General features: G+C 70.5%; 27 protein-coding genes. 16 read left to right on the forward strand and 11 right to left on the reverse strand.

The window, feature by feature from the left end:
* The first annotated feature begins 154 nt into the window (after window positions 1-154).
* Window positions 155-1,156, forward strand: a complete 1,002-nt coding sequence (locus BWR60_RS17275; RefSeq protein ID WP_088152254.1) for a LysR family transcriptional regulator — start codon at window positions 155-157, stop codon at window positions 1,154-1,156.
* A 32-nt stretch (window positions 1,157-1,188) separates the two neighbouring features.
* Window positions 1,189-1,542 (forward strand): DUF1428 domain-containing protein, encoded by a 354-nt coding sequence (locus tag BWR60_RS17280; protein WP_088152255.1) that lies wholly within the window; start codon window positions 1,189-1,191, stop codon window positions 1,540-1,542.
* 143 nt (window positions 1,543-1,685) lie between these two features.
* On the opposite strand, the gene BWR60_RS38695 is transcribed toward BWR60_RS17280, so the two are convergent.
* Together BWR60_RS38695 and BWR60_RS17285 are read right to left on the reverse strand one after the other, a co-directional pair.
* On the reverse strand, window positions 1,686-1,811 hold the full coding sequence (locus BWR60_RS38695) for a hypothetical protein (protein WP_275542387.1): 126 nt from the start codon (window positions 1,809-1,811) through the stop codon (window positions 1,686-1,688).
* A 20-nt stretch (window positions 1,812-1,831) separates the two neighbouring features.
* Entirely contained in the window at window positions 1,832-2,437 is a 606-nt protein-coding gene (locus BWR60_RS17285; protein WP_088152256.1) for a TetR/AcrR family transcriptional regulator, read from the reverse strand.
* 127 nt (window positions 2,438-2,564) lie between these two features.
* On the opposite strand from BWR60_RS17285, the gene BWR60_RS17290 reads away from it, so the two are divergent.
* Window positions 2,565-3,764 carry an MFS transporter gene (locus tag BWR60_RS17290; RefSeq protein ID WP_088152257.1) on the forward strand — a complete coding sequence of 400 codons (1,200 nt, stop codon included), beginning with the start codon at window positions 2,565-2,567 and terminating at the stop codon, window positions 3,762-3,764.
* 161 nt (window positions 3,765-3,925) lie between these two features.
* Here BWR60_RS17290 and BWR60_RS17295 read toward each other — a convergent pair whose 3' ends face one another.
* The gene (locus BWR60_RS17295) at window positions 3,926-4,975 is read right to left on the reverse strand and encodes an aldo/keto reductase (RefSeq protein ID WP_088152258.1); all 1,050 of its coding nucleotides are present in this window, start codon (window positions 4,973-4,975) and stop codon (window positions 3,926-3,928) included.
* Between the two features lie 180 nt (window positions 4,976-5,155).
* On the opposite strand from BWR60_RS17295, the gene BWR60_RS17300 reads away from it, so the two are divergent.
* Both BWR60_RS17300 and BWR60_RS17305 read left to right on the forward strand, forming a co-directional pair.
* The gene (locus BWR60_RS17300) at window positions 5,156-5,974 is read left to right on the forward strand and encodes a 6-phosphogluconolactonase (RefSeq protein ID WP_218823558.1); all 819 of its coding nucleotides are present in this window, start codon (window positions 5,156-5,158) and stop codon (window positions 5,972-5,974) included.
* A complete protein-coding gene (locus tag BWR60_RS17305; protein ID WP_144445650.1) occupies window positions 5,971-6,483 on the forward strand; it encodes a hypothetical protein in 513 nt (170 codons plus the stop codon). Before BWR60_RS17300 ends, BWR60_RS17305 begins: the two co-directional genes overlap by 4 nt.
* On the opposite strand, the gene BWR60_RS17310 is transcribed toward BWR60_RS17305, so the two are convergent.
* The 5 genes from BWR60_RS17310 to BWR60_RS17330 form a co-directional block, all read right to left on the reverse strand.
* Window positions 6,476-6,796, reverse strand: coding sequence for a DUF6916 family protein (locus BWR60_RS17310; protein ID WP_088152260.1), 321 nt, complete (start codon window positions 6,794-6,796; stop codon window positions 6,476-6,478). The genes BWR60_RS17305 and BWR60_RS17310 overlap by 8 nt on opposite strands.
* A 12-nt stretch (window positions 6,797-6,808) precedes the next feature.
* Window positions 6,809-7,399 (reverse strand): phage tail protein, encoded by a 591-nt coding sequence (locus BWR60_RS17315; RefSeq protein ID WP_088152261.1) that lies wholly within the window; start codon window positions 7,397-7,399, stop codon window positions 6,809-6,811.
* A 185-nt stretch (window positions 7,400-7,584) separates the two neighbouring features.
* A complete protein-coding gene (gene kduD / locus BWR60_RS17320) occupies window positions 7,585-8,346 on the reverse strand; it encodes a 2-dehydro-3-deoxy-D-gluconate 5-dehydrogenase KduD (protein ID WP_088152262.1) in 762 nt (253 codons plus the stop codon).
* Window positions 8,343-9,191: a 5-dehydro-4-deoxy-D-glucuronate isomerase gene (gene kduI, locus BWR60_RS17325; RefSeq protein WP_088152263.1), complete on the reverse strand. Its 849-nt coding sequence runs from the start codon at window positions 9,189-9,191 to the stop codon at window positions 8,343-8,345. Before kduI ends, kduD begins: the two co-directional genes overlap by 4 nt.
* A 26-nt stretch (window positions 9,192-9,217) precedes the next feature.
* Entirely contained in the window at window positions 9,218-9,919 is a 702-nt protein-coding gene (locus BWR60_RS17330; RefSeq protein WP_088152264.1) for a GntR family transcriptional regulator, read from the reverse strand.
* A gap of 84 nt (window positions 9,920-10,003) precedes the next feature.
* On the opposite strand from BWR60_RS17330, the gene BWR60_RS17335 reads away from it, so the two are divergent.
* Entirely contained in the window at window positions 10,004-10,798 is a 795-nt protein-coding gene (locus BWR60_RS17335; RefSeq protein WP_088152265.1) for a 2-keto-4-pentenoate hydratase, read from the forward strand.
* A gap of 273 nt (window positions 10,799-11,071) precedes the next feature.
* On the opposite strand, the gene BWR60_RS17340 is transcribed toward BWR60_RS17335, so the two are convergent.
* Window positions 11,072-12,049, reverse strand: a complete 978-nt coding sequence (locus BWR60_RS17340) for a cation diffusion facilitator family transporter (protein ID WP_343216407.1) — start codon at window positions 12,047-12,049, stop codon at window positions 11,072-11,074.
* Window positions 12,050-12,221: 172 nt separating this feature from the next.
* Here BWR60_RS17340 and BWR60_RS17345 point away from each other — a divergent pair, with 172 nt between their 5' ends.
* Entirely contained in the window at window positions 12,222-13,169 is a 948-nt protein-coding gene (locus BWR60_RS17345) for a phytanoyl-CoA dioxygenase family protein (protein WP_218823559.1), read from the forward strand.
* A gap of 11 nt (window positions 13,170-13,180) precedes the next feature.
* On the opposite strand, the gene BWR60_RS17350 is transcribed toward BWR60_RS17345, so the two are convergent.
* Window positions 13,181-13,804, reverse strand: a complete 624-nt coding sequence (locus BWR60_RS17350; protein WP_088152267.1) for a hypothetical protein — start codon at window positions 13,802-13,804, stop codon at window positions 13,181-13,183.
* Between the two features lie 7 nt (window positions 13,805-13,811).
* Entirely contained in the window at window positions 13,812-14,672 is an 861-nt protein-coding gene (locus BWR60_RS17355) for a helix-turn-helix domain-containing protein (protein WP_179221812.1), read from the reverse strand.
* Window positions 14,673-14,835: 163 nt separating this feature from the next.
* Here BWR60_RS17355 and BWR60_RS17360 point away from each other — a divergent pair, with 163 nt between their 5' ends.
* The 9 genes from BWR60_RS17360 (at window position 14,836) to BWR60_RS17400 (ending at window position 25,836) form a co-directional block, all read left to right on the forward strand.
* On the forward strand, window positions 14,836-16,146 hold the full coding sequence (locus tag BWR60_RS17360; protein WP_218823560.1) for an ABC transporter substrate-binding protein: 1,311 nt from the start codon (window positions 14,836-14,838) through the stop codon (window positions 16,144-16,146).
* The gene (locus BWR60_RS17365) at window positions 16,146-17,099 is read left to right on the forward strand and encodes a carbohydrate ABC transporter permease (RefSeq protein ID WP_088152269.1); all 954 of its coding nucleotides are present in this window, start codon (window positions 16,146-16,148) and stop codon (window positions 17,097-17,099) included. The genes BWR60_RS17360 and BWR60_RS17365 overlap by 1 nt, the downstream gene beginning before the upstream one ends.
* Window positions 17,100-17,110: 11 nt before the next feature.
* Window positions 17,111-17,950 carry a carbohydrate ABC transporter permease gene (locus BWR60_RS17370; protein WP_218823561.1) on the forward strand — a complete coding sequence of 280 codons (840 nt, stop codon included), beginning with the start codon at window positions 17,111-17,113 and terminating at the stop codon, window positions 17,948-17,950.
* 33 nt (window positions 17,951-17,983) lie between these two features.
* Window positions 17,984-19,924, forward strand: a complete 1,941-nt coding sequence (locus BWR60_RS17375) for a beta-galactosidase (protein WP_088152271.1) — start codon at window positions 17,984-17,986, stop codon at window positions 19,922-19,924.
* Between the two features lie 10 nt (window positions 19,925-19,934).
* Window positions 19,935-20,861: an aldo/keto reductase gene (locus BWR60_RS17380; RefSeq protein ID WP_179221813.1), complete on the forward strand. Its 927-nt coding sequence runs from the start codon at window positions 19,935-19,937 to the stop codon at window positions 20,859-20,861.
* Between the two features lie 406 nt (window positions 20,862-21,267).
* Window positions 21,268-22,056: a FadR/GntR family transcriptional regulator gene (locus BWR60_RS17385; RefSeq protein ID WP_088152273.1), complete on the forward strand. Its 789-nt coding sequence runs from the start codon at window positions 21,268-21,270 to the stop codon at window positions 22,054-22,056.
* Window positions 22,040-23,080: an ABC transporter ATP-binding protein gene (locus BWR60_RS17390; protein ID WP_088152274.1), complete on the forward strand. Its 1,041-nt coding sequence runs from the start codon at window positions 22,040-22,042 to the stop codon at window positions 23,078-23,080. Before BWR60_RS17385 ends, BWR60_RS17390 begins: the two co-directional genes overlap by 17 nt.
* 142 nt (window positions 23,081-23,222) lie before the next feature.
* Window positions 23,223-24,317, forward strand: a complete 1,095-nt coding sequence (locus tag BWR60_RS17395) for an ABC transporter ATP-binding protein (protein ID WP_088152275.1) — start codon at window positions 23,223-23,225, stop codon at window positions 24,315-24,317.
* 22 nt (window positions 24,318-24,339) lie between these two features.
* Window positions 24,340-25,836, forward strand: coding sequence for an ABC transporter substrate-binding protein (locus BWR60_RS17400; protein ID WP_088152276.1), 1,497 nt, complete (start codon window positions 24,340-24,342; stop codon window positions 25,834-25,836).
* Window positions 25,837-25,945 lie beyond the last annotated feature (109 nt).

Genomic DNA, 25,945 nt, shown 5'->3' on the forward strand with positions numbered 1-25,945 from the left:
TGCCCGGCGGCAGGTCGCGGCAGCGGCATTGCGCCGCGGCACGGCCCCCTGCGTCCAGGGGCCGGGCGCCGCCCGCCCCGCTCTCCCGCCGCATGGTCCCGACAGGCTATGGGCGCTCGATTTGCGGCGCCATCCGGAATAATCTGCAAGGGCCATGAAGAAACCCTTCACAATCGAGCGCGACCAGCTGGACGGCGTGATCGCCGTGCTGCGGGTGGCCGAGCGCCGCAGCTTCCGGGCGGCGGCGGCGGAGCTGGGGGTGTCGCCCTCGGCGATCAGCCAGACCATCCGCGGGCTGGAGGCGCGGCTGGGCGTGGCCCTCCTGACCCGCACCACCCGCCGGGTCGGGCTGACCGAGGCCGGGCAGCGCTTCCTCGACCGCGCCCGGCCGGCGGTGGCGGAGATCCTGGCCGCCTTCGACGCGGCGCAGAGCCTGGGTGAGGCGGTGACCGGCCTGCTGCGGCTGAACATGCCGCGGGCGCTGGTGCCGTTCCTGGCCGAGCCGATCCTGGCCCAGTTCGGCGCCGCCCACCCGGCGCTGCAGATCGAGATCTTCGCCGAGGACGGGTTGGCCAACATCGTCGCCGAGGGCTTCGACGCCGGCATCCGCCTGGGCGAGCTGCTGGAGGCCGACATGGTGGCGGTGCGGCTGACCCCGCCCTTCCAGTTCGCCGTGGTCGGGTCCCCCGCCTATTTCGCCCGGCACGGCCGGCCGCAGCGGCCGGAGGATTTGCACCGGCATGCCTGCATCGGCACCCGCCAGTCGCCGCAGGGACCGATCTATCGCTGGGAGTTCGTCGAGGGCAGCCGCGCCTTCGACATCGCGGTGGCCGGGCCGGTGATCGTCAACAGCGGCGGGCTGAACCTGATGGCGGCGGCGATGGGGCTGGGCCTGGCCTATACTGCGGCGCCGGCGGCGCAGGACCAGGTCGCCGCCGGGGCGCTGGAGCCGGTGCTGCAGGACTTCTGCCCCGGCACCCCCGGCCTGTTCCTGTACTATCCAAGCCGGGCCCAGGCCCTGCCCAAGCTGCGCGCCTTCATCGAGTTCGTGCACGACACGCTGCGGCCGGAGACGACGGCCTATATGGGCGCGCGGGACGGGACGCCGAAAAAATCCGTCCCGCCTGTCGGCTTCCGGCTTCCCGGACCGTCCTAGGGTCGATTGCAATCGAACGGAGGAGACGCGCCATGTCCTATGCAGACGGATTCGTGCTGGCGGTGCCGAAGGCGAAGCTGGAGGAGTACAAGGAGATGGCGCGCAACGCCGGCGCGGTGTGGAAGGACCACGGCGCCCTGGCCTATGTCGAATGCACCGGCGACGACACGCCCTATGGCGAGGTGACCTCCTTCCCGCGCTCGGTGCAGGCGAAGGAGGACGAGATCGTGATCTTCTCCTGGATCGTCTACGAATCCCGCGCCGCCCGCGACGAGATCCTGAAGAAGGTGATGGCCGACCCGCGGCTGCACATGGACCCGTCCGCCATGCCCTTCGATGCCAAGCGCATGATCTATGGCGGCTTCGAGGTGTTCGTGGAGCTTTGACGACGGGGCTCCAGCCCCCCGGCACCGTCATGGCGAGCGCAGCGTGGCCATCCAGTCCCGCAGCCGCAGCGGGCTTGGCTAACCTGGATGGCCACGCCCCTGCGGGGCTCGCCATGACGGGATGGGTCGAGAGGCTTGCTCTCTCACACCGGATCGCGGTCGAACTGGCCGGCGCCGGCATCGGCCCGCGGCTCCGGCCGCAGCACGGGATAGTCGCTCATCCGGCTGTCCTCCCATCGTCTCGAAGGAACAACGCCGCGCCGCGACATTCGTCGCCGGGAGCGGTCCGTCAGCCGGCCGCCGGGCGGTCCGTCAGCAGGCCGGAGAGCATCGTCTCGAAGGCCTGCACCGAACGGCGGGACGCGGCGTCCGGGTCGGGGGCGTTGGCGATCCACTGGGCGGCGTGCAGCATCGCCCCGTTGATCAGCCGCGCCGTCGCCTCCGGGTCGACCGGGCGGATCGTGCCGTCGGCGGCCAGCCGGCGCAGCGCCCCGGTCATCGAGGCGATGCAGGCGGACTGGCCGTCCCAGGTCGACGGGTCGCCCAGCACCGACGGGCCGTCGCGCAGCACGATGCGCCGGATCTCCGGCTCCACCGCCATCTCGAGATAGGCGGTGCATTCGGCGACGAAGGCTCGCCAGGGGTCGGCGGCGCGGCGCGAGACCTGCTGCAGCCGGGCGTTCATCTCGGCGTCGATCTCGGCGATCACCGCGCGCAGCAGGCCCTTCTTGTCGCCGAAATGATGGTACAGCGCGCCGCGGGTCAGCCCGGCCCCGGCGGTGAAATCGTCCATCGACGCCGCGGCGTAGCCCGCGGTGCCGAAGGCGTGGCGGGCCGCCGCCAGCAGCTTGGCGCGGGTCTCGGCGATCATCTCGCTGCGGGGTCGGTGGGCCATGCCCCTCCTTTCACATACGCTGCGTATGCCAATTGACATGCGTCGCGCATGTCATTATCTGCTTCACATACGGCGCGTATGCAAGTGGCCGTGTGGTATGTGATATCGGCCGCAGCGGAGACCTGCCATGCCCAACCCCTATGCCGAGATCTTCCGGGCGCCCGGCGCCAAGGCGTTCTCGGCCGCCGGCTTCGTCGCCCGGCTGCCGCAGGCCATGATCACGCTGGGCATCGTCACCATGCTGTCGCAGACCCGCGGCGAATACTGGCTGGCCGGCGGCGTCGCCGCCACCTTCGCCCTGGCCAACGCCCTGATCGCGCCGCGGGTGTCGCGGCTGGTCGACCGCTGCGGCCAGGCCCGCGTGCTGCTGCCGGCCAGCGCCGTCAGCGTCGCCGCCCTGGCCGGGCTGATGCTGGCCGCCCGCACCGGCGCGCCGGGCTGGACCCTGTTCCTGTTCGCCGTGCTGGCCGGGGCGATGCCGGCCATCTCGGCGATGGTGCGGGCGCGCTGGACCCGGCTGTACCGCGACACGCCGCAGCTGCACGCCGCCTTCGCCTTCGAATCGGTGGTCGACGAGGTGATCTACATGACCGGGCCGGTGCTCGCGATCGGCCTCAGCGTCGCCGCCTTCCCGGAGGCCGGGCCGCTGGCCGCCGCCCTGCTGCTGGCCGCCGGCACGCTGCTGTTCGCGGCGCAGCGGTCGACCGAGCCGCCGGTGCATGCGGCCGAGGCCGGCCGGGGCGCCGCCGTCATCCGCCTGGGGTCGCTGCGCGTCATCGTGCTGACGCTGGCGGCGATCGGCGCGATCTTCGGCACCGCCGAGGTCACCGCCATCGCCTTCGCCGAGGCGCAGGGCCAGAAGGCCGCGGCCAGCCTGGTCCTGGCCGCCTATGCCGCCGGGTCGCTGATCGCCGGGCTGGTCTTCGGCACGCTGAAACCGCGGATGGCGCTGGCCGGGCAGTTCGTGCTGGCCATCGGCCTGGCGGCGCTGACGACGCTGCCGCTGCTGGTCATCGGCAGCATCCCGGTCCTGGCCGTGGTGCTGTTCCTGGCCGGCGCCGCCGTGTCGCCCACCATCATCATCTCGATGGGGCTGATCGAGCGGCTGGTGCCGCCGTCGCAGCTGACCGAGGGCATCACCTGGGCGATGACCGGCATCGGCATCGGCGTGGCCTTCGGCTCCTCGGTCTCGGGCTGGGTGATCGACACCTTCGGCGCCCAGAACGGCTTCTGGGTCTCGGTGGCCTCCGGCGCGCTGGCGCTGGCCATCGCCCTCCTGGGCCAGCACCGGCTGCTGGTGCGGGCGCCGGTGCCGGCGGCGGCCTGAGGCTCCCACTTGCGGGACTGGTCGGAATACCCGGCACCGTCATTGCGAGCGAAGCGAAGCAATCCAGGGGCCGGTGCGAGCCGCCCCCTGGATTGCTTCGTCGCTGCGCTCCTCGCAATGACGGTGGGGGTTTCCGTTTGCGCAGACAGTCCCCGGCCTGATCAGAGATGCGGCCCCAGCAGCGACAGGTCGGCGGGGCCGAGCCGGTCCTTGGCGGTGCGCAGCTGGTGCCAGTAGGGGTACAGGACCGGCGGCGCGCTGACCTTGTCCAGCGCCGCCCGCTCCTCCGCCGTCAGCACCAGGTCGGCGGCGCCGAGGTTGTCCTGCAGCTGCGCCTCGGTGCGGCCGCCGATGATCACCGACGTCACCGCCGGCCGGCCCAGCAGCCAGGCCAGCGCCACCTGGGCGCCGGAGACGCCGCGCGCCTCGGCGATCGCCACCAGCGCGTCGACGATGGCCCACAGCCGGTCCTCGTCGCGGATCGGCGGCTCGCCCCAGCCGGCCAGCTGGCGCGTGCCCTCCGGCGTCACGCCGCGGCGGTGCTTGCCGGACAGGAGGCCGCCGGCCAGCGGGCTCCACACCAGGATGCCGAGGCCCTGGTCGATCGACACCGGCACCAGCTCGTACTCCGCCTCGCGCGCCTCCAGCGTGTAGTGGATCTGCTGGCTGACGAAGCGCTGGCGGTGCGTGCGGTCGCTGACGCCGAGCGCCTTCATCAGGTGCCAGCCGGAATAGTTCGAGGCGCCGATGTAGCGGACCTTGCCCTGGCGGACGAGGCTGTCGAGCGCGTCGATCGTCTCCTCCAGCGGCGTCTGCCCGTCCCACTGATGCACCTGGTACAGGTCGATCACGTCGGTGCGCAGGCGCCTCAGGCTGGCCTCGCACGCCTCGATCAGATGGTGGCGCGACAGGCCGCGGTCGTTCGGGCCGTCGCCCATCGGGAAGCGCGCCTTGGTGGCGATCAGCACGCCGTTCTTGCGCCTGCCGCCCAGCACCTCGCCGATGATCTCCTCCGACCCGCCGGTGGAGTAGACGTCGGCGGTGTCGATCAGGTTGACGCCGGCGTCCAGGCACAGGTCGATCTGGCGCCGCGCCTCGGCCACGCCGGCATTGCCGACCTTGGCGAAATTGCCCTTCCCGCCCATGGTCATGGTGCCGAGGGTGATGGTGGAGACCTTGAGGCCGGAGCGGCCGAGCAGACGGTATTCCATGACGGCGCCTCTCTGTGTGGGGTCGACCAGTCCTAGACCCGCCGCTTTCAGCGTTCCAACGGAAAGATCAGATCGCATTCAGCGCCGACGGTGCTGAATGGACGGCCGCGATTGCGCCGCGGGGCCGCCCCCTGCACACTGGATCCGGTCGGCCGCCAGGACCCGCCCCAGGATTCGCCCATGCGATCCACCATCGCCATCCCGGTCACCGTGCACCCGACGCCGGAGCTGCTGGGCCGCGCCATCGCCCAGCGCATCCTGGGCGGGATCGAGCGCGCGGCGGAGGAGAACCGGCGCTATCTGCTGGGCTGCCCGGCCGGCCGCACGGCCGTGCCGGTCTATGCCGCGCTCGGGGCCATGGCCGGGATGACCCGCTTCGACCTGTCCGGGCTGGTGCTGGTGATGATGGACGAGTACCTGGTCGAGGGGCCGGCCGGGGAGCCCGGGCATCCGGCGCTGTGCGACCCGCGGGCGCATTACAGCTGCCGCCGCTTTGCCGAGCAGGAGATCCGCGCGGTCGTGAACGCGAAGCTGCCGGCGCCGCGCCAGCTGCCGGCGGCGGGCGTGTGGTGCCCCGCCCCGGCGGAGCCCGAGGCCTATGACCGGCGCATCCGCGACGCCGGCGGCATCGACCTGTTCCTGCTGGCCAGCGGCGCCAGCGATGGCCATGTCGCCTTCAACCCGCCGGGCAGCTCGGCCGAGGCCGGCACCGGCATCGTCGCGCTGGCGGAGGAGACGCGGCGCGACAACATGGCGACCTTCCCGGGCTTCGCCGCCATCGCCGAGGTGCCGCGGCGCGGCGTCTCCGTCGGCCTCGGCACCATCGCCGGCCTGTCGCGGGCGGCGCTGATGATCCTGCACGGGCCCCACAAGCGCCAGGCGGCGCGGCGGCTGCTGGAGAGCCGGGATTTCGAGCCGGCCTGGCCGGCCACCATCCTGCACCGCTGCCGGCATCCGGAGATCCATCTCGACGCCGCGGCGGCGCCGGAGGCGGCGTGACCATGCCGGAGGGAGCCGAGCTGGCCGGACTGCGCGACCGGATCGCGGCGTCGCGCGCGATGGCGTGCGGCATGGTGCATGAATCGGTGCCGCGCGATCGCGACGGGCAGCCGGTGGCCCATGCGGTCGAGCCGGACACCTATGCCCGCCCGGCGCTGTGCCCGGCCGGGCGGCGCGACACCCAGCTGGCCTGCAGCCACAGCACCGCAAGGCTGCCGCTGCGCCGGGCGATCGAGGCGCTGCAGGCGCGGGACGGCGCCGACGCCGCGGCGTTGGAGAGCCTGCTGGCGGAGTGGATGCGGCTGGACGCGGCGCTGGGCACGCTGGACCACCGCCGCTACGCGGCCGAGACCCGGCTGGCCGACGCGGTCAGGGCGAGCCCGGGCACCGCGACGCAGGAGGAGCGGTCGATCGCGGCGCTCGTCCGGGAGCATCGCGATCTCGCCCTTGGGCTCGACGCGCTGCGGGACCGGATCCTGGCCGCGATCGACCGCGCCCTCGTCAGTTGAACACGGCCTCGTAGAACTTCAGCCCCTGGGCCTTCGGCGCGTCCACCGCCGCCGGCACCACCGGGCTGATGAGGACGCCCTCCATCAGCCCCTTGGACGGGTGCCGGATGTTGTAGACCTGCGCGCCCAGATCCGGCGCCGGCGGCGCCGTGAACAGGATCGCGAAGGGGTGGCGCCGCAGCAGGCCCGGCGACCCGTAGGGCGAGAGACGGACGGCGACCAGGGTCGCCTCCACCCGACCGCCCGGCCCTTCGACCACGAAGGTCTGGCCCCGATGGTCCTTGAAGTCGTCGAAGCTGAGCTCGGCGAGCATCACGGCGCTCCCTCAGCTGCGCGGCGGGAAGATGCCTTCCAGCGCGATGATCCAGTTGATCGCCAGATAGGGCGGCAGGATCGAGAACGGCTGGGTGCCGCCGGCCGGGCCGGTTGCGCCGGTGACCGGGGTGGGCATGGTCACGGTCGGGGTGGTGTTGTTCGGCGCGTAGCTGTTGACGTTCACCGGGCTGCCGGTGCTCGGATCCGGGAAGTTCGCCGCGCCGAGGATCGAGGTGGCGGTCGGCGTCGACTGGGTGGTGCCGCTGACATTGGTCGTGGCGGTCAGCGCGCTGGCCAGCGTGCCGGCGGGGTGGGCGTGCGCCGGCATGTTGTTGATGGTCAGCGTGGTGCTCTCGGTGCCGCCCACCTGGCCGAGGACGTAGCTGCTCAGCCCCGGGCCGTTGCCGGCGCCGACCGGGAACCGGCTGAACAGGTTGGGCAGGGCGAAGGTGGTCTGGCCATTGCCGCCATAGGTGGTGCCGAGCAGGCTGAACAGGGCGGTGTTCTGCGCGATCGAGAGAATCTGACCGCCACAGAAGGCCCAGCCGCGCGGCGCGAAATTCGGGGCCCAGCCCATGATCGTGGCGAGATAGGCTTCCATTCTGAAATGCTCCTGAAATGAATCGATAAATGCATCAAGCGCGTGACGCCGGTGCCGCGCCATCGACGTGACGGCGCGGCACCGGCATCCGCAGAATAAAACGAAAGGAAATATAGCTTCAATCTAGATCGACTGAATGACCAATTATGTTCCTAAATTGATTCAAATCCAATCGGAAAATAGTCTCAGCGAGCCATCCAGCCGCCATCGACCGGCAGCACCGTGCCGGTGACGTAGCCGCTGTGCGGCGAGGCGAAGAACAGTGCCGCCGTCGCCAGGTCCTGCGGCAGGCCCCAGCGGCCGGCCGGGATGCGGTCGAGGATCTGCCGCGTGCGCACCGGGTCGGCGCGCAGCGCCTCGGTGTTGTCGGTCTCCATGTAGCCGGGAGCGATGGCGTTGACCGTGATGCCCTTCGGCGCCAGCTCGTTGGCCATGCCGCGGGTCAGCCCGGCCAGGCCGTGCTTGCTGGCGGTGTAGGAGGAGACGCGGATGCCGCCCTGGAAGGACAAGAGCGAGGCGACATGGATGATGCGCCCGGCGATGCCCTGCCCCACCATGTGCCGGGCCACCGCCTGGGTCAGGAAGAAGGCGCTCTTCAGGTTCACCGACATCACCGCGTCCCAGTCGGCCTCGCTGAACTCCAGCAGGTCGGCGCGGCGGATGATGCCGGCATTGTTGACCAGGATGTCGATGCGGCCGAGCTGGCCGACGATGTCGGCGACCACCGCGTCGAGCCCCGAGGAGTCCTCGAGGTCGCGCACCACCTCGACAAAGCGGCGGCCGGTGCCGGCGACCGCCGCCGCCGTGTCCGGCATGGCGCGGGAGCCGAGCCCGGCGATGTCGGCCCCGGCCTCCGCCAGGGCCAGGGCGATGCCCTGGCCGAGGCCGGTGCGGGCGCCGGTGACCAGCGCGGCCTTGCCGGTCAGGTCGAAGGGCGAGGCCGTCACAGCAGGTCGCTCATGGCGACGAAGTCCATGTCGGTGAAGGCCTGGTTGTCGCCGGCCATGCTCCAGATGAAGGCATAGGCCGCCGTGCCGGCGCCGCAATGGATCGACCAGGGCGGCGACAGCACGGCCTGCTCGTTGCGGACGACCAGGTGGCGCGTCGCCTCCGGCCGGCCCATGAAATGCATCACCACCGCGTCGGCCGGCAGCTCGAAGTAGAAATACGCCTCCATCCGGCGGTCATGGGTGTGCGCCGGCATGGTGTTCCAGACGCTGCCGCTGTGCAGCCGGGTCAGCCCCATCAGCAGCTGGCAGGTCGGCAGCACCTCCGGGTGCAGGTACTGCGACAGGGTGCGGCGGTTGCTGGTCTCGGGCGCGCCGAGCTCCTTGACGATCGCCTGGGATTTGGTCACCAGCCGCGACGGGTGAGCGGCATGGGCCGGCGAGGAGTTGATGTAGAACTTCGCCGGGTTGGCCGGGTCGACGCTGGCGAAGGCAACCGAGGCGATGCCGCGGCCGAGATACAGCGCGTCCTGCGGCCCGACCTCGTAGACCGTGCCGTCGGCGGTGACGCGGCCGGCGCCGCCGACATTGATCAGCCCGAGCTCGCGCCGCTCCAGCAGCGTGGCGCTGCCGACCAGCTTCGCCAGGTCCTCGCCCACCGCCAGCGGCGCGTCGGTCGGCACCGCGCCCGCCACCAGCATGCGGTCGTAATGGGTGTAGGTGGCGGTCAGCCGGCCCGGGACCATCAACTGCTCGATCAGGAAATGCCGGCGCAGATCGTCGCCGTCGAGCATCTCGGCCTGCTCGTAATGCACCGCCTGGCGGGTGGTCGGGGTCTCGGTCATGCTGTCCTCGTCTCTCGCGGTCGCGTCTATCGGGTCCGGCCCGGGTCGGGCTCGTCGAACAGTTCGGGGTGCTCGGCCTCGATCCGCGGCAGCGCGCGCAGGATCTCGGTCAGATGGGTGCGCATCGCCCGCTCCGCCGCGTCGGGGTCGCGGGCGTCGATCGCCGCCATGATGGCGCGGTGCTGGTCGATCAGCGGCAGCATCGCCTCGGGGCCCGGCAGCGTCAGGGTGCAGATCCGGTCCATATGCGCCTTGAGGTCCTCCACCGCCATCCAGGCCATGCCGCAGCCGGCGCCCTCGGCGATGGCGATGTGGAACAGCTCGTCGGTGCGCTGGAAGTCGTGGTGGTTGCCGCGCGACGCCGCCTTGGCCTGGGCGTCCAGGAGGTCGTCGATGCGCTCGCGGCTGGACCGGTCGAAGCCCTCGCAGGCCCGCCGCACCAGCGCCACCTCGACCGATTCGCGGACGAAGCGCGCCTCGGCCATGCGCCGCACCGACAGCTTGACCACCACCGTGCCGCGCTGGGGCTGGATCTCGACCAGCCGGGTCTTGGCCAGGGCGATCAGCGCCTCGCGCACCGGCTGGCGCGACACGCCGTAGCGCTGCGCGATCTCCTGCTCCGACAGCCTCGATCCGGGCGCCAGCTCCAGCGCCACGATGGCGCGGCGCAGCTCGCGCTCCAGCCGGCGCGCCACGGATTCGAAGCTCTGGACAGGGTCGATCTTCACGCGGGATCCTGAGGCCGTTGGGCACCTTGCATATCAGCCCATACTACCATACACAAGAATGCAGACGCCCTGGGGGACCCTGCCATGAGTTCGAGCCGCGACCTGGCCATCGCCTTCACCGAAGCCCGCCGCGCCGGCCGTTCCCTGCCGGATTATCCCGGCACGCTGCCGCCGGACCTGCCCACCGCCTATGCGGTGCAGGAAGCGGCGATGGGCCTGTGGACCGACACGCTGGTCGGCTGGAAGGTGGCCGGCATCGCCGAGACCTGGCGCCCGCGCTACGACGCGCCGCGCCTGGCCGGGCCGGTCTTCGCCCGCGCCTTCCGCGACGCCCGCAACGGCCGGGTGGAGACGCCGGTGATCCCCGGCGGCTTCGGCGCGGTGGAGGCCGAGTTCGTGCTGCGGATCGGCCGGGACATCCCGGCCGAGGCCCGGCCGCGCACGGCCGAGGAGGTGCTTCCCCTGGTCGCCGCGGTGCATGCCGGGATGGAGATCGCGGGCAGCCCGCTGGCGACGCTGAACGACCTCGGCCCCGGCGCGGTGGCCAGCGATTTCGGCAACAATGCCGGGCTGGTGCTGGGCCCCGAGATCCCGGACTGGGACAGCCGCCAGCCGTCGGACTGGACCGTGCGGATGCGGGTCGACGGCGCGGTGGTCGGCGAGGGCAGCGCCGCCCGCGTCGCCGGCGGGCCGATCGCCTCCCTCGCCTTCCTGGCCGAGCATCTCGGCCGGCGCGGCCGCGACCTGCCGGCCGGCAGCTGGGTGCTGACCGGCATGACCACCGGCGTCCATGTGGTGAAGCCGGGCGACCGGGCCCAGGCCGAGTTCGACGGCGTCGGCACGGTCGAGGTGCTGGTCACCGCGTCGACCGGGAGCTAGAGCCGGACGAGGATTGGGTCAGCCCATCTGATCGCAAAAAGGCGATAACACGTTGCCTCTCCCGCTTGCGGGGCCTTTTCAGGACGCTCGCCCCTTGCCGTCATTGCGAGGAGGCGAAGCCGACGAAGCAATCCAGGGGCCGGTGCGCACTGGCCCCTGGATTGCTTCGCTGCGCTCGCAATGACGGTGTTGGGAGTTCTGAAAAGATCCCGCTTGCGGGAGAGGCCACGCGAAGACGCTCGATGTCCTGTCAGATCCTGACGTGACCGGGTCTCAATTCATCCCGCTCCAGGCCCCCGTCCCGTGGTGCCGGGCGATGGCCACGCCGGCATGCTTGGCCTTCTCCTCCGGCTCGACATGGATGCCGATGATGGTGTCGGCGCCGATGTCCCGCTTCAGCGTCGCCTCGATCCGGTCGCAGATGTCATGCGCCTCGGACACCGTCATCGCGCCCGGCACCACCAGGTGGAAGTCGATGAAGGTCAGCCGCCCGGCATGCCGGGTGCGCACGTCATGCGCCTCCAGCGCGCCGCCGCCCTTGTCCGCGATGGCCTCGCGGATGCGCGCCAGGGTCTCCGGCGGCACCGCCTCGTCCATCAGCCCGCCGACCGAATCCCGGATCATGGCGTAGCCGGACCACAGGATGTTCAGCGCCACGATGGCGGCCAGGATCGGGTCGAGGATCAGCCAGCCGGTCAGGGCCACCAGCGCGACGCCGACCAGCACCCCGCCGGAGGTATAGACGTCGGTCAGCACATGCCTGCCGTCGGCCACCAGCGCCGGGGCGCGATACTGCCGGCCCCGGCGCAGCAGGGTCCAGCCCCAGACCGCGTTGACCGCCGAGGCCACGGCGTTGATCGCCAGGCCCAGCGCCGGCGCGTCGAGCGGCTGGGGATTCAAGAACCCGGCATAGGCCTCGCGCAGGATCGACAGCGCCGCCAGCACCACCAGCAGCCCCTCGAACACGGCGGAGAAGTATTCGGCCTTGGTGTGGCCATAGGGGTGGTTGGCGTCGGCCGGCTGGGCCGAGACCCGCAGCGCGATGAAGGCGGCCCCGGCCGCGACCACGTTGATGATGCTCTCCAGCGCGTCGGAATAGAGCGCGACCGAGCCAGTGACCCACCAGGCGAGGAATTTGAGGCCCAGCACCAGGGCCCCGACGAAGACGCTGGCCAGCGCGGCCTTGGAGGCGCGGTCCATCAGCCGATGCGCCTCGCCCGGCGACGGCGATCCGGCGGCTTCATCTCGCACCCGTCCATGGATTTCCAAGCCTCGGCTAAGAAGTGTGGCGAATTCAATTTAACCATTTGATATTAAACAGATTTTACTGCAGACGCCAGAATCCTCGACGGCTGCAGGACCGACCTGAGGATTCCGGAGGAAAAGCCGCCGCGACGCGACGACATTCCGGACCGCCGGGCGCATGATGGCCGCCAAGCGCTTCAAGGCGCGGCTGTGGTGGGAGGAGAAGATGGGCGTTCTGCCGTCCGCTCTGTCGTCGAACGGCTATGATCTCGACTGCAGCCCGGCGCGGCTGGGCTGGCTGGCGCCGAGCGATCCGGCGGAGCCCTTCGCCGCCCTGCGCTCGCGCTACGACTCCGAGGGCTATCTCTGGCTGCGCTCGCTGCTGCCGCGGGCGGCGGTGCTGGAGTTCCGCCGCCACGTCTTCGCGCAGTTCGCCGAGTTCGGCCTGCTGGCCGAGGGCACCGACCCGGTCGAGGGCAAAGCGTCCGATCGTTCCCCCGATCCTGCGTCGCGCGGCCGGCTGATGGAGCTGGTCCGCTCCGCCGCCTTCGAATCCTTCTGCCTGATGCCGGAGCTGTGGCGCTTCATCGACCAGCTGATCGGCGGCAATTCCACCCTGCACCGGCGCAAGATCCTGCGTTTCACCCGGCCCGGCGACCCGGCCTCGACCGGCGCCCATTACGACCTGATCTATCTCCGCGCCGGCACCGACCGGCTGGTTACCGCCTGGATCCCGATCGGCGACGTGCCGGTGCGGATGGGCGGCCTCTTGTACCTCGAAGGCTCGCACCGGCTGGGCCGCGAGATGGAGGCGGAGTTCGGCCGCAGGAACGCCGGGCTGTCGCCGGAGGAGCGGATCAGCGCCTACAACCGCAACATGACCGAGACCGGCTGGATCTCGAAGGACCTGCCGGCGATGGCAGAGCGCTTCGGCAGCCGCTGGCTGGCCGCGGACTACGCCGCCGGCGACGTGGTGCTGCACAGCCCCTACATGATCCACGCCGCCACCCGCAACGACGACCCGGACGGCACCATGCGCCTGTCGGCCGATATCCGTTTCCAGGATGTCCGCGACGATGCCGACCCGCGCTGGGGCAGCCATTGGAGCCTCGGCGACGGTCTGTAGGCCCGCCCCCCTCAATCGGTGGTGGAGCCCGCGATGACGGTCAATCGCCGTAGCGCCGGGATGTGGATGCTGAACAGGAACACACCCCACCACTCCATGCCCGCCTCGAAATAATCCGACACCTCGGGAAGGCGCGGGCTGCTCCAGTCCAGGATCTCTCCGTCATGCCCGGGTGGCAGGATAAAGCAGCGGATCACGTCGAACACCGCCTGCACCTGCCGCGGCTTGGCCCGGAGCGAGTAGGGCGGATGTGAGAACGCATAGGCGAACTGCCCGCCAGCGCCAGCTTCCGGGATTTCTCCCGCTCCCGACCGGATGCTCGTCCTCTCCAACGCCAGCAGCGTCGGGTTCCGTAGGCGACGCCCATCCGCCGTGGTGTAGCTGCCAAGCTGCAGCAGCGCACCGCTCTCATGGTTGAGCCAGTCGCCGAAGAACAAGCGCTCGTCTATCCGCCGCCGCCCGAGCGACTGCAGCCTGTCGGCGTCGAAGGATGTCCTGCGCCCGAGGGCGGCAGCGATGGCCTCGAACAGTTCCTCTTCCGTACCGAGGCTCTCTTCGAAGACGGCGAAGTCGAGAACGCCACCCATCGCCTCAAAGCGCCTGAAGGCGGCAGGTCGTTGCCTGGCTGGTCTCATGGTTCCCTCACCCGCCGCCGCGATAGAGCATGCGGTACTGGCGCGGCGGCATGGCGAAGTGGCGGCCGAAGGCCTCGTAGAAGCGCGACACCGAGCCGAAGCCGGCCTCGAAGGCGATGGTGACGATGTCGGTGTCGGTCGACAGCAGCAGCGCCTGCGCCACATAGAGGCGCTGGCGCGTCAGGTAGCCGCCGATGCTCATGCCCAGCGCCTCGCGGAAGATCGCCATGGCGTAGTTCGGGTGCAGGCACACCGACGCCGCCACGTCGGCGACCGAGATCGGGTCGCCGGCATGGGCGGCGATGAAGCCGGCCATGGCCCAGACCTTGGCGTGCCGGCCCTCGGCGGCCGCGGCGCCGTCGCCGGTGTCGCTCAGCACCTCCCAGCCGCACAGGTCGCTGCGCCGCAGCCGCTGCTCGATCTCCTGCCGCACCAGCGCCGTGATCCGCTCGTCGCCGCGATTGAGCTCGCCGTGCCAGTGCTCGAACTGGGCGGCGTCGAAGGGCAGCGGCGCGCGGTCGCCGATCAGGCCGCCGCCCAGCACCGCGCTCTTCAGCCGCGGCCCCAGCGCAGCGCTGAGGAACATCTCGATCGGCAGGTACAGGCAGACGAAGCTGGCCGGGCTGGACACCTCGATCGTCTGGTGCGGGATGGCGCCCCAGAAGAACACGAAGTCGCCGGCCCCGATGGTCACCCGCCGGCCGTTGAACAGATAGGTCGCGGCGCCGGCCAGCATCAGGTTCAGCTCGATCTGGCTGTGCTGGTGCGCCCGCCGCATCACCAGCACCTCGCGCCGGGAATCGGCGCTGACGGCGCGCTCGGAATGGCCGGGCAGCCTCGGTATGCGCGCGGTCTGGGCTCGGCTCATCGGCGACCTTAGGATCCCGGAAGAATTCGTCCCCGACCGGGACGACATGCGGAAACCACCGATTCATACTCCCCCCGCACGGCGACGGTAAGCTCCGCGAAGAGGGGTCCGCCACCCGCAGGACCCGCCCGTCGGACCGAACACGAGACGAGGGAGGACCCTGATGAGTGGACTTGGCAGGATCGCCGGCATGATGTCCGGCCTGGCCGGCGCGGCCGTCTTGGCCCTGACGGCGCCGGCGATGGCGCAGTCGGACGTGAAGGGCGAGATCACGGTCTGGAGCTGGAACGTCGCGGCGACGGCGCTGAAGGCCGTGGTGCCCGACTTCAACAAGGCCTATCCGAACGTCAAGGTGACGGTCGAGGACCTGGGCAACCAGCCGGTCTATGACCGCGGCCTGGCCGGCTGCTCCGCCGGCGGCATCAACATGCCGGACGTCTATTCGGTCGAGAACCACGAATCCGAGGTGTTCTGGGCCCGCTTCCCCGACTGCTTCCTGGACCTGAAGTCGCTTGACGCGAAGGAGGCCGACCTCCTCGCCAAATTCCCGAAATTCAAGCTGGCGGAGCTGACCGTCGGCGACAAGATCTACGCCATGCCCTGGGATTCCGGCCCGGTCGTGGTGTTCTACCGCCGCGACATGTACCAGGCCGCCGGCGTCGACCCGGAGAAGATCGCCACCTGGGACGACTTCATCGCCGCCGGCAAGGCCGTCCAGGCCAAGGCCGGGCCGGACGTCAAGCTCCTGTCGACCAACAGCGGCGCGACCAGCACGACCTGGTTCCGCGTCCTGGCCAACCAGGCCGGCTGCGCCTATTTCGACGAGACGGGCGAGACCGTCACGGTCAACCAGCCCGGCTGCATCCAGGCGCTGGAGACAGTGAAGAAGATCACCGATGCCGGCCTGTTCATGGAGGGCGACTGGGACGGCAGCCTGCAGGCGATCAAGGCCAACCGGCTGGCCAGCGCGGTGTTCGGCGCGTGGTATGAGGGCTCGGTTCGCGGCAACGCGCCGGAGCTGAGCGGCAAATGGGGCGTCTTCCCGCTGCCCGCCTTCACCGCCGGCGGCAACCGCGCTGCCAATCTCGGCGGCTCGTCGCTGGCCATCCCGGCCTCGTCGAAGAACCCGCAGGCGGCGCTGGCCTTCATCAACTTCGCCAATGGCCGGCCGGACAGCCAGATCACCCAGCTCAAGGCCTCGGGCCTGGTGCCGACCCTGCCGGACGCGATCCACGACCCGTATGTCCAGCAGGGCCAGCCCTATTGGGGCGGCCAGAAGGTCTGGGAGGTGGTGCTGAACACGCTGCAGCAGATCAAGCCGGCGCGCGGCACCCAGTATTTCGCCGAGGCCGACAACATCGCCGACGGCATCCTGCTGGCCTATCTCAAGGGCGGCTCGAAATCCGCCAAGGAGACGCTGGACGAGGCGGCCGAGCAGATCTCCGCCGCCACCGGCCTGCCGGTCGCCGAGTGATGGGCGCCGCCACCCGGGCCGGCCTCCAGGCCCCGCGGACGCGTGGGGCCCCCGCCGCCGCGTCGTCGGAGGCCGGCGCCGGGTGGCGCCGCCGGCGGCATGCGCTGGCGCCGTACTGGTTCCTGCTGCCCTTCTTCCTGGTCTTCGGCGTGTTCTGGTGCTGGCCGATCATCGATTCGGCGCTGCTGTCGCTGCAGAACACCCGGGTCAATCCCTGGGCCTGGAACATCGGCATCAACTGGCGGCGCCTGCTGGTCGACCGCGCCTTCCAGGAGGCGCTGAAGAACACGCTGATCATCCTGGTGATCCAGGTGCCGGTGATGCTGGCCCTGGCCACGCTGCTGGCCCTGGCCCTGAACTCGCCGCTCTTGAAGCTGCGGCCGATCTACCGCTTCGCCTTCTTCGCCCCGGTGGTGGTCTCGGACGTCGCCTATTCGGTGGTGTTCCGGCTGCTGTTCAACGGCCAGTTCGGCGCCGTCAACCACGGCCTCGCGGCGCTCGGCCTGGCGCCGGTCGACTGGCTGCACGACCCGAACGCCGCGATGGCCACGATCATGGTGGCGGTGACCTGGCGCTGGACCGGCTACAACGCCATCATCCTCCTGGCCGGGCTGCAGTCGATCCCGCGCGACCTGTACGAGGCGGCGGCGATCGACGGCGCCACCCCGGCCGACAAGTTCTTCCGCATCACCCTGCCGCTGTTGAAGCCGATCCTGATCTTCTGCCTGGTGCTGTCGATCATCGGCACCATGCAGCTGTTCACCGAACCCTGGCTGATCACCGAGCGCGGCGGGCCGGGCGGCGCCACCGAGACGCTGGGCACCTATCTCTACAAGCAGGGCTTCGTCAGCCTGAACTTCGGCTACGCCGCCGCGATCGCCTACACCATCGCCGCCATGGCGGCGGTGATGGCGGCGCTCAACCTGATGCTGACCCGCGGCCGGAAGGCGTGAGGAGGAGGACGATGCCCCGTTCCATGAGCTCGCGCCGCCGCTGGGGCACCTGGGCCCTGACCGGCGGCATGGCGCCCGTGGCGCTGCTGTGGCTGGCGCCGCTGTACCTGATGGCGATCTTCTCCACCCTGCCCGACTACGCCATCTTCTCGCCGGAGCTGCCGCTGACCCCGGGCGGCAATTTCTGGGAGAACCTGGCCTTCCTGGACGAGACGGCCAATTTCGGCCGGGCGATGCTGAACTCGATCGGCATCGCCACCGTCTCGGCGGCGCTGTCGCTGCTGCTGACCAGCATGGCCGGCTACGCCTTCGCCCGCTTCCGGTTTGTCGGCAAGCAGGCCGCCTTCAGCCTGCTGGTGGCGACCCTGACCGTGCCCTATGCCGTGGTGATCATCCCGCAATATGTGCTGGTGGCGCGCGACCTGGGCCTGTCCAACACCTGGATCGCGGTGATCGTGCCGCCCTTGTTCAACTCGATCGGCGTGCTGTTCATGCGCCAGACCTTCCTGTCGCTGCCGCAGGAGCTCTTGGACGCCGCCCGCATCGACGGCGCGCGCGAGGGCCGGATCTTCTTCACCATCGCCCTGCCGCTGGTGCGGCCCAGCATGGCGGCGCTGGCGATCATCCTGTTCCTCGCCTCCTGGAACAACTATCTGTGGCCGCTGCTGGTCGCGACCCAGCCGGGGGCCCGCACCGCGCCGGTGGCGCTGGGCAGCCTGATCGGGCTGAATGTCGTGCCCTGGGGCGCCCTGATGGTCGGGGCCGTGCTGCTGACCCTGCCCATGCTGGTCGTGTTCATCTTCCTGCAGCGCTATTTCGTCGCCGGCATCACCGCCGGCGCGGTGAAGTAGCGCCCCACCCTTCGCTCCTGACGAGGCTTCCGAATGCTCGGCGTCTGCTATTACCCGGAACATTGGCCCGAAGAATGGTGGGCGGACGATGCCCGCCGGATGCGCGAGGTCGGCATCACCTTCGTCCGCATCGCCGAATTCGCCTGGTCGCGGATCGAGCCGGAGCCGGGGCGCTTCGACTGGGCCTGGCTGGACCGCGCCATCGACACGCTGGGCGCCGCCGGGCTGAAGGTGGTGATGTGCACGCCGACCGCGACGCCGCCGAAATGGCTGGTCGACCGCCATCCGGACATCCTGCCGGTCAACGAATATGGCGGCACCCGCGGCTTCGGCTCGCGCCGCCACACCAGCTTCTCCAGCAGCACGTGGCTGCGCGAGAGCGCGCGCATCACCGAGGAGGTGGCGCGGCGCTACGGCGCCCATGACGCCGTGGCGGGCTGGCAGACCGACAACGAGTTCGGCTGCCACGACACCGTGCTGTCCTACGGCCGCGAGGACGTCGCCGCCTTCCGCACCTGGCTGCGCCACCGCTACCAGACGCCCGAGGCGCTGAACCAGGCCTGGGGCAATGTCTTCTGGTCGATGGAGGTGAACGGCTTCGACGAGATCATCGCCCCGGTCGGCGCGGTGACCGAGACCAACCCGGCGGCGCGGCTGGACTATTGGCGCTTCGCCTCCGACCAGGTCGCGGCCTACAACCGGATGCAGGTCGAGGTCATCCGCAAGCACTCGCCGGGCCGCTTCGTCACCCACAACTTCATGGGCTTCTTCCAGGAGTTCGACCACTGGCCGCTGGGCGAGGACCTGGATATCGCGTCCTGGGACAGCTACCCGCTGGGCACGCTGGAGAAGATCGCCTGCGACGATGACGAACGGGCGCGCTGGGCCCGCACCTCGCACCCCGATTTGGCGCCGTTCAACCACGACCTGTACCGCGCCGTCGGCCGCGGCCGCTGGTGGGTGATGGAGCAGCAGCCCGGCCCGGTGAACTGGGCCGCCTGGAACCCGGTGCCGAAGCCCGGCATGGTCCGGCTGTGGAGCTGGGAGGCGCTGGCCCATGGCGCCGAGGTGGTCAGCTATTTCCGCTGGCGGCAATGCCCCTTCGCGCAGGAGCAGATGCATGCCGGGCTGAACCGGCCGGACCGCAAGCTGTCCCCCGGCGGCCTCGAGGCGACGCAGGTCGGGCAGGAACTGGCGAAGCTCGGCGCCCTGCCCGCCTCGACCCGCGCCCCGGTGGCGCTGGTGTTCGACTACGAGACCTCCTGGATCACCCGGATCCAGCCGCAGGGCCGCGACTTCCGCTACACCGACCTGGCGTTCCGCTGGTACGAGGCGATCCGCCGCCTGGGCCTGGATGTCGACATGGTCCGCCCCGGCGCCTCCCTGGCCGGCTACAAGGCGGTGGTGGTGCCGTCGCTGGCGCATGTCTCGGACGCCGCGCTGCAGGCCTTCGCCGCCACCGACGCGATCATCCTGTTCGGCCCGCGCACCGGGTCGAAGACCCGCGACCTCAGCATCCCGGACGAGCTGCCGCCCGGCGCGCTGCAGGAGCTGCTGCCGCTGAAGGTGATCCAGGTGGCGTCGCTGCGCCCGAACCTGACCGAGCCGGTCGAGGGGCCGGGCCTGTCCGGGTCCATCCGGCGCTGGCGCGAATGGCTGGAGACCGACCTGCCGGTCCAGGCCAGCTTCGCCGACGGCGCCCCGGCCCTGGTCGGCGACGGCAACCGCTTCTACCTGGCCGGCTGGCCCGACCCGGCGCTGCTGCGCGGCATCATGGCCGACCTGCTGGGCAGCGTCGGGCTGCCCGTCGCCGAGCTGCCGGAGGCGGTGCGGCTGCGCCGGCGCGGAAACCTGACCTTCGCCTTCAACTATGGCGAGATCGATTGGGCGGCGCCGGAGAAGGATGCCGGCCGCTATCTGCTGGGCGGGCCGCTGGTGCCGCCGCAAGGCGTGGCCTGCTGGCGGGCGGAATAAGGGAAGCAAGATGATCTACGGCACGATCCCCGGCGTCGCGACGCCGGTGGCCCGGATGGTGATGGGCGTCGACAACCAGGACGACCTGGCCAAGGCGGCGCCGCTGTTCGACGACTATATCGAGCGCGGCGGCAACTGCTTCGACACCGCCCGCATCTACATGCGCGGCGGCTGCGAGGCGCTGTTCGGCGAGTACCTGGCGAGCCGCGGCGTGCGCGACCGCATCGTCCTGATCGGCAAGGGCGCGCACACGCCGAACTGCACGCCGGAGGCGGCGCGCAGCCAGCTGGAGCAGAGCCTGGAAGCGCTGCGCACCGACCGCGTCGACATCTACTTCCTGCATCGCGACAACCCGGAGGTGCCGGTCGGCGAGTTCGTCGACGTGCTCGACGCACTGCACCGCGAGGGCCGGATCGGCGTGTTCGGCGGCTCGAACTGGAGCCTGGAGCGGTTCCGGGCGGCCAACGACTACGCCAAGAGCAACGGCAAGACCGGCTTCACGGTGCTGAGCAACAACCTGGCCCTGGCCCGGATGGTCGAGCCGGTCTGGGCCGGCTGCGTCTCGGCCCGCGACCCGGAGTGGCTGCGGCACCTGGAGGAGAGCGGCACCGCCCTGTTCGCCTGGTCCTCGACCGCCCGCGGCTTCTTCACCGAGCGCGGCGACCCGTCAAAGGCGGCGGCGGAGCCGGAGATCGCGAAGTCCTGGCACGCCGAGGACAATTTCGAGCGGCGGCGGCGCGCCATCGCTTTGGCTGAGAGCAAAGGCACGAGCCCGGTACAGATCGCCATGGCCTGGGTGCTGTCGCAGCCCTTCGCTACCTTCGCCCTGTCCGGCCCGCGCACCCTGGACGAAAGCCGCCGCAACATCGAAGGCCTGTCGGCCGCCCTGACTCAGTCCGAGCGCGACTGGCTGGATCTGAAGCGGGAGACGCTGTGACGATGGTCGGATAGAGCCGACCCGTCGCCTCTTCCACTCGCGAACTTTTCTAGAATTCCCGACACCGTCATTGCGAGCGCAGCGAAGCAATCCAGGGGCCAGTGCGCACCGGCCCCTGGATTGCTTCGTCGGCTTCGCCTCCTCGCAATGACGGCGAAAGGACAGTGCGTAGGTTGAGTTCGCATGCGCGAACCCAACCTACGCGACCTCCTCCCAGCGAACGACACGAACCACCCAGGAAACCATTTGCAAATTGGTTCCCTTTGCGCTTGGCTGTTCGGCAAGACGAAGCGGCGTCGCGAGTCATGATCGGTCCTCAGGATCGGCAGGCCCGACGTTTTCAAGCGCAACAGGGATCGGCAGATGGCTCGGAGCCGGAATGGCGGACGCGGCCTTTGGGAGACCAATGGCTGAAGTGGTTTCACCCACACCCCGCGGCGTATCCAATTCCAGCGTGGCGCTGGAGCGGCTGCGCGCCCTGCTGGACGAAGAGGGCGACCGCGCCGAATGGCAGCTGCCGCCCGAGCGCGACCTGGCGGAGCGGATCGGCGTTGGCCGCCGCGCCGTCCGCCGGGCGCTGGAGGTGCTGGAGGCCGAGGGCCGGATCTGGCGCCACCAGGGCAAGGGCACCTTCGCCGGCCAGCGGCCGCCGGTGCAGCCGCATCTGATCGCCTCCCTGGCCGACCGCACCAGTCCGCTGGAGGTGATGGAGGCCCGGCTGAACATCGAGCCGGCTCTGGCCCGCCTCGCCGCCCTGAAGGCCTCGCCCGACAGCGTCGCCGCTTTGCGCCGGATCGAGCGCAAGACCGCCGCCGCCATGGACAGCGACGGCCACGAGCTGTGGGACAGCGCCTTCCATCGCCACATCGCCGAGACCGCCGGCAACGGCCTGCTGCTGGCGCTGTTCGACTGCATCGACAAGATCCGCCAGTCGCCCTCCTGGCGCCGGCTGCGCGAGGCGGCGCGCAACCGCATCCGCCTGCGCGCCTATACCAGCCAGCATGGCGACATCGTCGCCGCCATCGCCCGGCATGACGGCGCCGCGGCCGAGGCGGCGATGCGCCGCCACCTGCTGGCGCTGCACGCCAATCTGGAGGCGGCGATGCATGGCGACCCGGCGCCGCAGGACACCCCTCAGGACCGGTCCGTCCGCTCCGGTGACAGCACGGAGGCCGCCGATGGCCTCGGCCTCTGACATCCGGCTGGCCCGCGCCCCTGCCGTCGAAGCGGAACCGGCGCGCGAAACGGTGCTGCAGGTGCAGGACTTCGCCCTGTCGCTGTCGCTCGGCAACAACCTGGTGGAGGGCGTGTCCTTCTCCGTCGCCCGCGGCGAAACCCTGTGCATCGTCGGCGAATCCGGCTGCGGCAAGAGCATCACCGCGCTGGGGCTGATGGGGCTGCTGCCGCCGGTGGCGAGCATCACCTCCGGCAGCGCCCGGTTCGAGGGGCAGGACCTGTTCCGGCTGACCGACCGGCAGCGCGCCGACCTGCGCGGCAGCCGCATGGCGATGATCTTCCAGGAGCCGATGACCAGCCTGAATCCGGCCTTCACCATCGGCGACCAGATCGCCGAGGGCATCCGCCGGCACAAGGCGGTCAGCAAGGCCGAGGCGCGCGGCCGGGCGCTGGAGATGCTGCGCCGGGTGCGCATCCCGGCGCCGGAGAAGCGGCTGGACGCCTATCCGCACCAGCTGTCGGGCGGCATGCGCCAGCGCGCCATGATCGCCATGGCCCTGGCCAACGACCCGCAGCTGTTGATCGCGGACGAGCCGACCACGGCGCTGGACGTCACCATCCAGGCCCAGATCCTGGCGCTGGTGCGGCGGCTGCAGGACGAGACCGGCACCGCCATGATCCTGATCACCCATGATCTCGGCGTGGTGGCGGAGGTCGCTGACCATGTCGCGGTGATGTATGCCGGCCGCATCGTCGAATCCGGCCCGGTCGACGCCATCTTCGAGGATCCGCAGCACCCCTATACCATCGGGCTGATGGGGTCGGTGCCGTCGCTGGGCCGGCGCGAGGGGCGCCTGGCCACCATCCCCGGCACGGTGCCGCCGGCCGACCGGATGCCGCAGGGCTGCCGCTTCGCCCCGCGCTGCCCCTTCGCCGCGCCGCGCTGCACCGCCGAGGCACCGCCGGCCAGGCCCGTCGGACCCGACCATCACGCCGCCTGCTGGTTCGCGCCGCTGGAACAGCATGAGGGAGCTGCGGGATGAGGGCGTTCCACGCATTTCCCCCCATCGTCATTGCGAGGAGGCGAAGCCGACGAAGCAATCCAGGGCGGCTCGCATCGGCCCCTGGATTGCTTCGCTACGCTCGCAATGACGAGGTGGGGATGGCGTCTTCGGAAGGTGCCGCATGACCGAGACCGCTCTCCTCGAAGGCAAGAACCTGGTCAAGCGCTTCGGCGGCGGCCGCAGCCTGCTGGGCGGGTCGCCGGCGGTGCATGCGGTCGACGGCGTGTCGCTGGCGATCCGGCCGGGCGAGACCTTCGCCGTGGTCGGCGAATCCGGCTGCGGCAAGTCGACCCTGGGCCGGCTGCTGCTGCGGCTGATCGAGCCGACCGCCGGCCAGGTGATCTATCGCGGCCGCGACCTGACCGCCCTGCCGCCGAAGGAGATGCGGGCGCTGCGGCGCGAGCTGCAGATCATCTTCCAGGACCCCTATGCCTCGCTGAACCCGCGCATGACCGTGGGCGACATCATCGGCGAGCCGATCTGGCTGCACGGCCTGGCCCAGGGCTCCGAACGCCGCGACCGGGTGGCGGAGCTGCTGCGCATCGTCGGGCTGCTGCCGGACCATGCCGGCCGCTATCCGCATGAGTTCAGCGGCGGCCAGCGCCAGCGCATCGGCATCGCCCGGGCGCTGGCCGGCCAGCCGGTGCTGATCGTCGGCGACGAGCCGGTGTCGGCGCTGGACGTCTCGATCCAGGCCCAGGTGATCAACCTGCTGGAGGAGCTGAAGGAGCGCTTCGGCCTGACGCTGGTGATCGTCGCCCATGACCTGGCCGTGATCCGGCACATGAGCGACCGGGTGGCGGTGATGTATCTCGGCGAGATCGTCGAGGAGGCGCCGGTCGACGCGCTGTTCGACGCGCCGCTGCACCCCTACACCCAGGCGCTCATGAAGGCGATCCCGGTGCCCAGCCCGGCCGGGCGCCAGGCCAAGACCCTGCTGCAGGGCGATGTGCCCAGCCCGACCGCGCCGCCGCCCGGCTGCCGCTTCCACACCCGCTGCCCGCACGCCAAGCCGATCTGCGGCGAGGTGCGGCCGCCGGCGGAGGAGGCCGAGCCCGGGCGCAGCGTCGCCTGCCATTTCTGGCGCGAGATCCAGGATGCCGGGGCCGGCGCCCTGGCCGCGCCGCCCACCCCGCCGCGCCTGGCCGCGCGGCTGTCGCTGTACCGCGCCCGCCAGGCCGAGGCGGCCCGCCAGGCCCAGACGGCCCGATCATAAGAAACAGACAGGAGGCTTTTTCATGCGCGCACGCCCGATACTCCTCATGCTCGCCGGCCTGCTGCTCAGCGGCACGGCCTATGGCCAGACCACGCTCAGGGTCGGGCTGAACGAGGATCCCGACGTGCTGGACCCGCACCGGGCCCGCACCTTCGTCGGCCGCATCGTCTTCGCCTCGCTCTGCGACAAGCTGCTCGACATCGACGAGAAGCTCAACTTCGTGCCGAAGCTGGCGACCGCCTGGTCGTGGAGCGACGACAACCTGACCCTGACCTTCACCCTGCGCGACGGCATCACCTTCCAGGATGGCGACCCGATCGACGCCGCGGCGGTGAAGGCCAATCTCGACCGCGCCCGCACCCTGCCGGACAGCCTGCGCAAGAGCGAGCTGGCCTCGGTCGCCGATGTCGTGGTGGTCGACCCGAAGACGGTGGCGCTCAAGCTGTCGAAGCCGGACGCCACGCTGCTGGCCCAGCTGTCCGACCGCGCCGGCATGATGCTGGCGCCGAAGGCCTTCGACACCTTCACCCAGAAGCCCGTCTGCTCCGGCCCCTACAGCTTCGTCGAGCGGGTGCAGAACGACCGCATCGTGCTGCAGAAATACGCAGGCTACTGGGACGCCGCGAACTACAAGATCGACAAGGTGGTGTTCCAGCCGATCCCCGACACCACGGTGCGGCTGGCCAATCTGCGCGCCGGCGACCTGGACATGCTGGAGCGGCTGGCCCCGTCCGACGTGCCCTCGGTCAAGGACGATCCGAGCCTGGTGTTCGCGCCGGTCACCGGCATCGGCTATCAGGGCATCACCATCAACACCGGCAATGGCGACCGCGCCAAGACCCCGCTGGGCCAGGACAAGCGGGTGCGCCAGGCGCTGGAGCTGGCGGTCGACCGCGAGGTCATCAACCAGGTGGCCGGGGCCGGCATCTACCCGCCGGCGCAGCAGCCCTTCCCGCAGGCCAGCCCCTATTACAGCGACAAGTTCCCGGTGCGGGCCCGCGACGTTGAGAAGGCCAAGCAGCTCTTGAAGGAGGCGGGGCAGGAGCACCCGTCCTTCGAGCTGGTGTTCGGCACCGGCACGCTCGCGCAGCAGATCGCCGAGCTGACCCAGGCGATGGCGTCGGAGGCCGGCTTCGACATCAAGCTGCGCGCCACCGAGTTCGCGGCGATGCAGAAGGAGGCGCAGCAGGGCAATTTCGACGCGATGCAGATCGGCTGGTCCGGCCGCGTCGACCCCGACGGCAACATCCACGCCTTCGTCACCTGCAAGGGCAACCTGAACGACGGCAAATACTGCAACCCGAAGGTCGACGAGCTCTTGAACGCCGCCCGCCAGACGCCGGACCAGGCCAAGCGCAAGGAGCTGTACGACCAGGCCCAGGCGATCCTCGAGGAGGACCTGCCGATCATCTATACCTACTACCAGCCCTGGCCCTTCGTGCTGTCGAAGAAGGTGAAGGGTTTCACCGCCTATCCCGACGGCATGATCCGCCTCAAGGGCATGAGCCTCGAGGGCTGACGATGCTCGTGTTCGCTCCCGCCCAACCGCTTCCCAACCAGTCCCCCTTCCCCTCGCGGGAGGGGGCCAGGGGGAGGGGGTTCGTGCCGACGCTCAGGCTCTGCCAGGA

Origin of the sequence: Inquilinus limosus (assembly GCF_002195995.1) — a bacterium.
Classification (GTDB): Bacteria; Pseudomonadota; Alphaproteobacteria; order DSM-16000; family Inquilinaceae; genus Inquilinus; species Inquilinus limosus_C.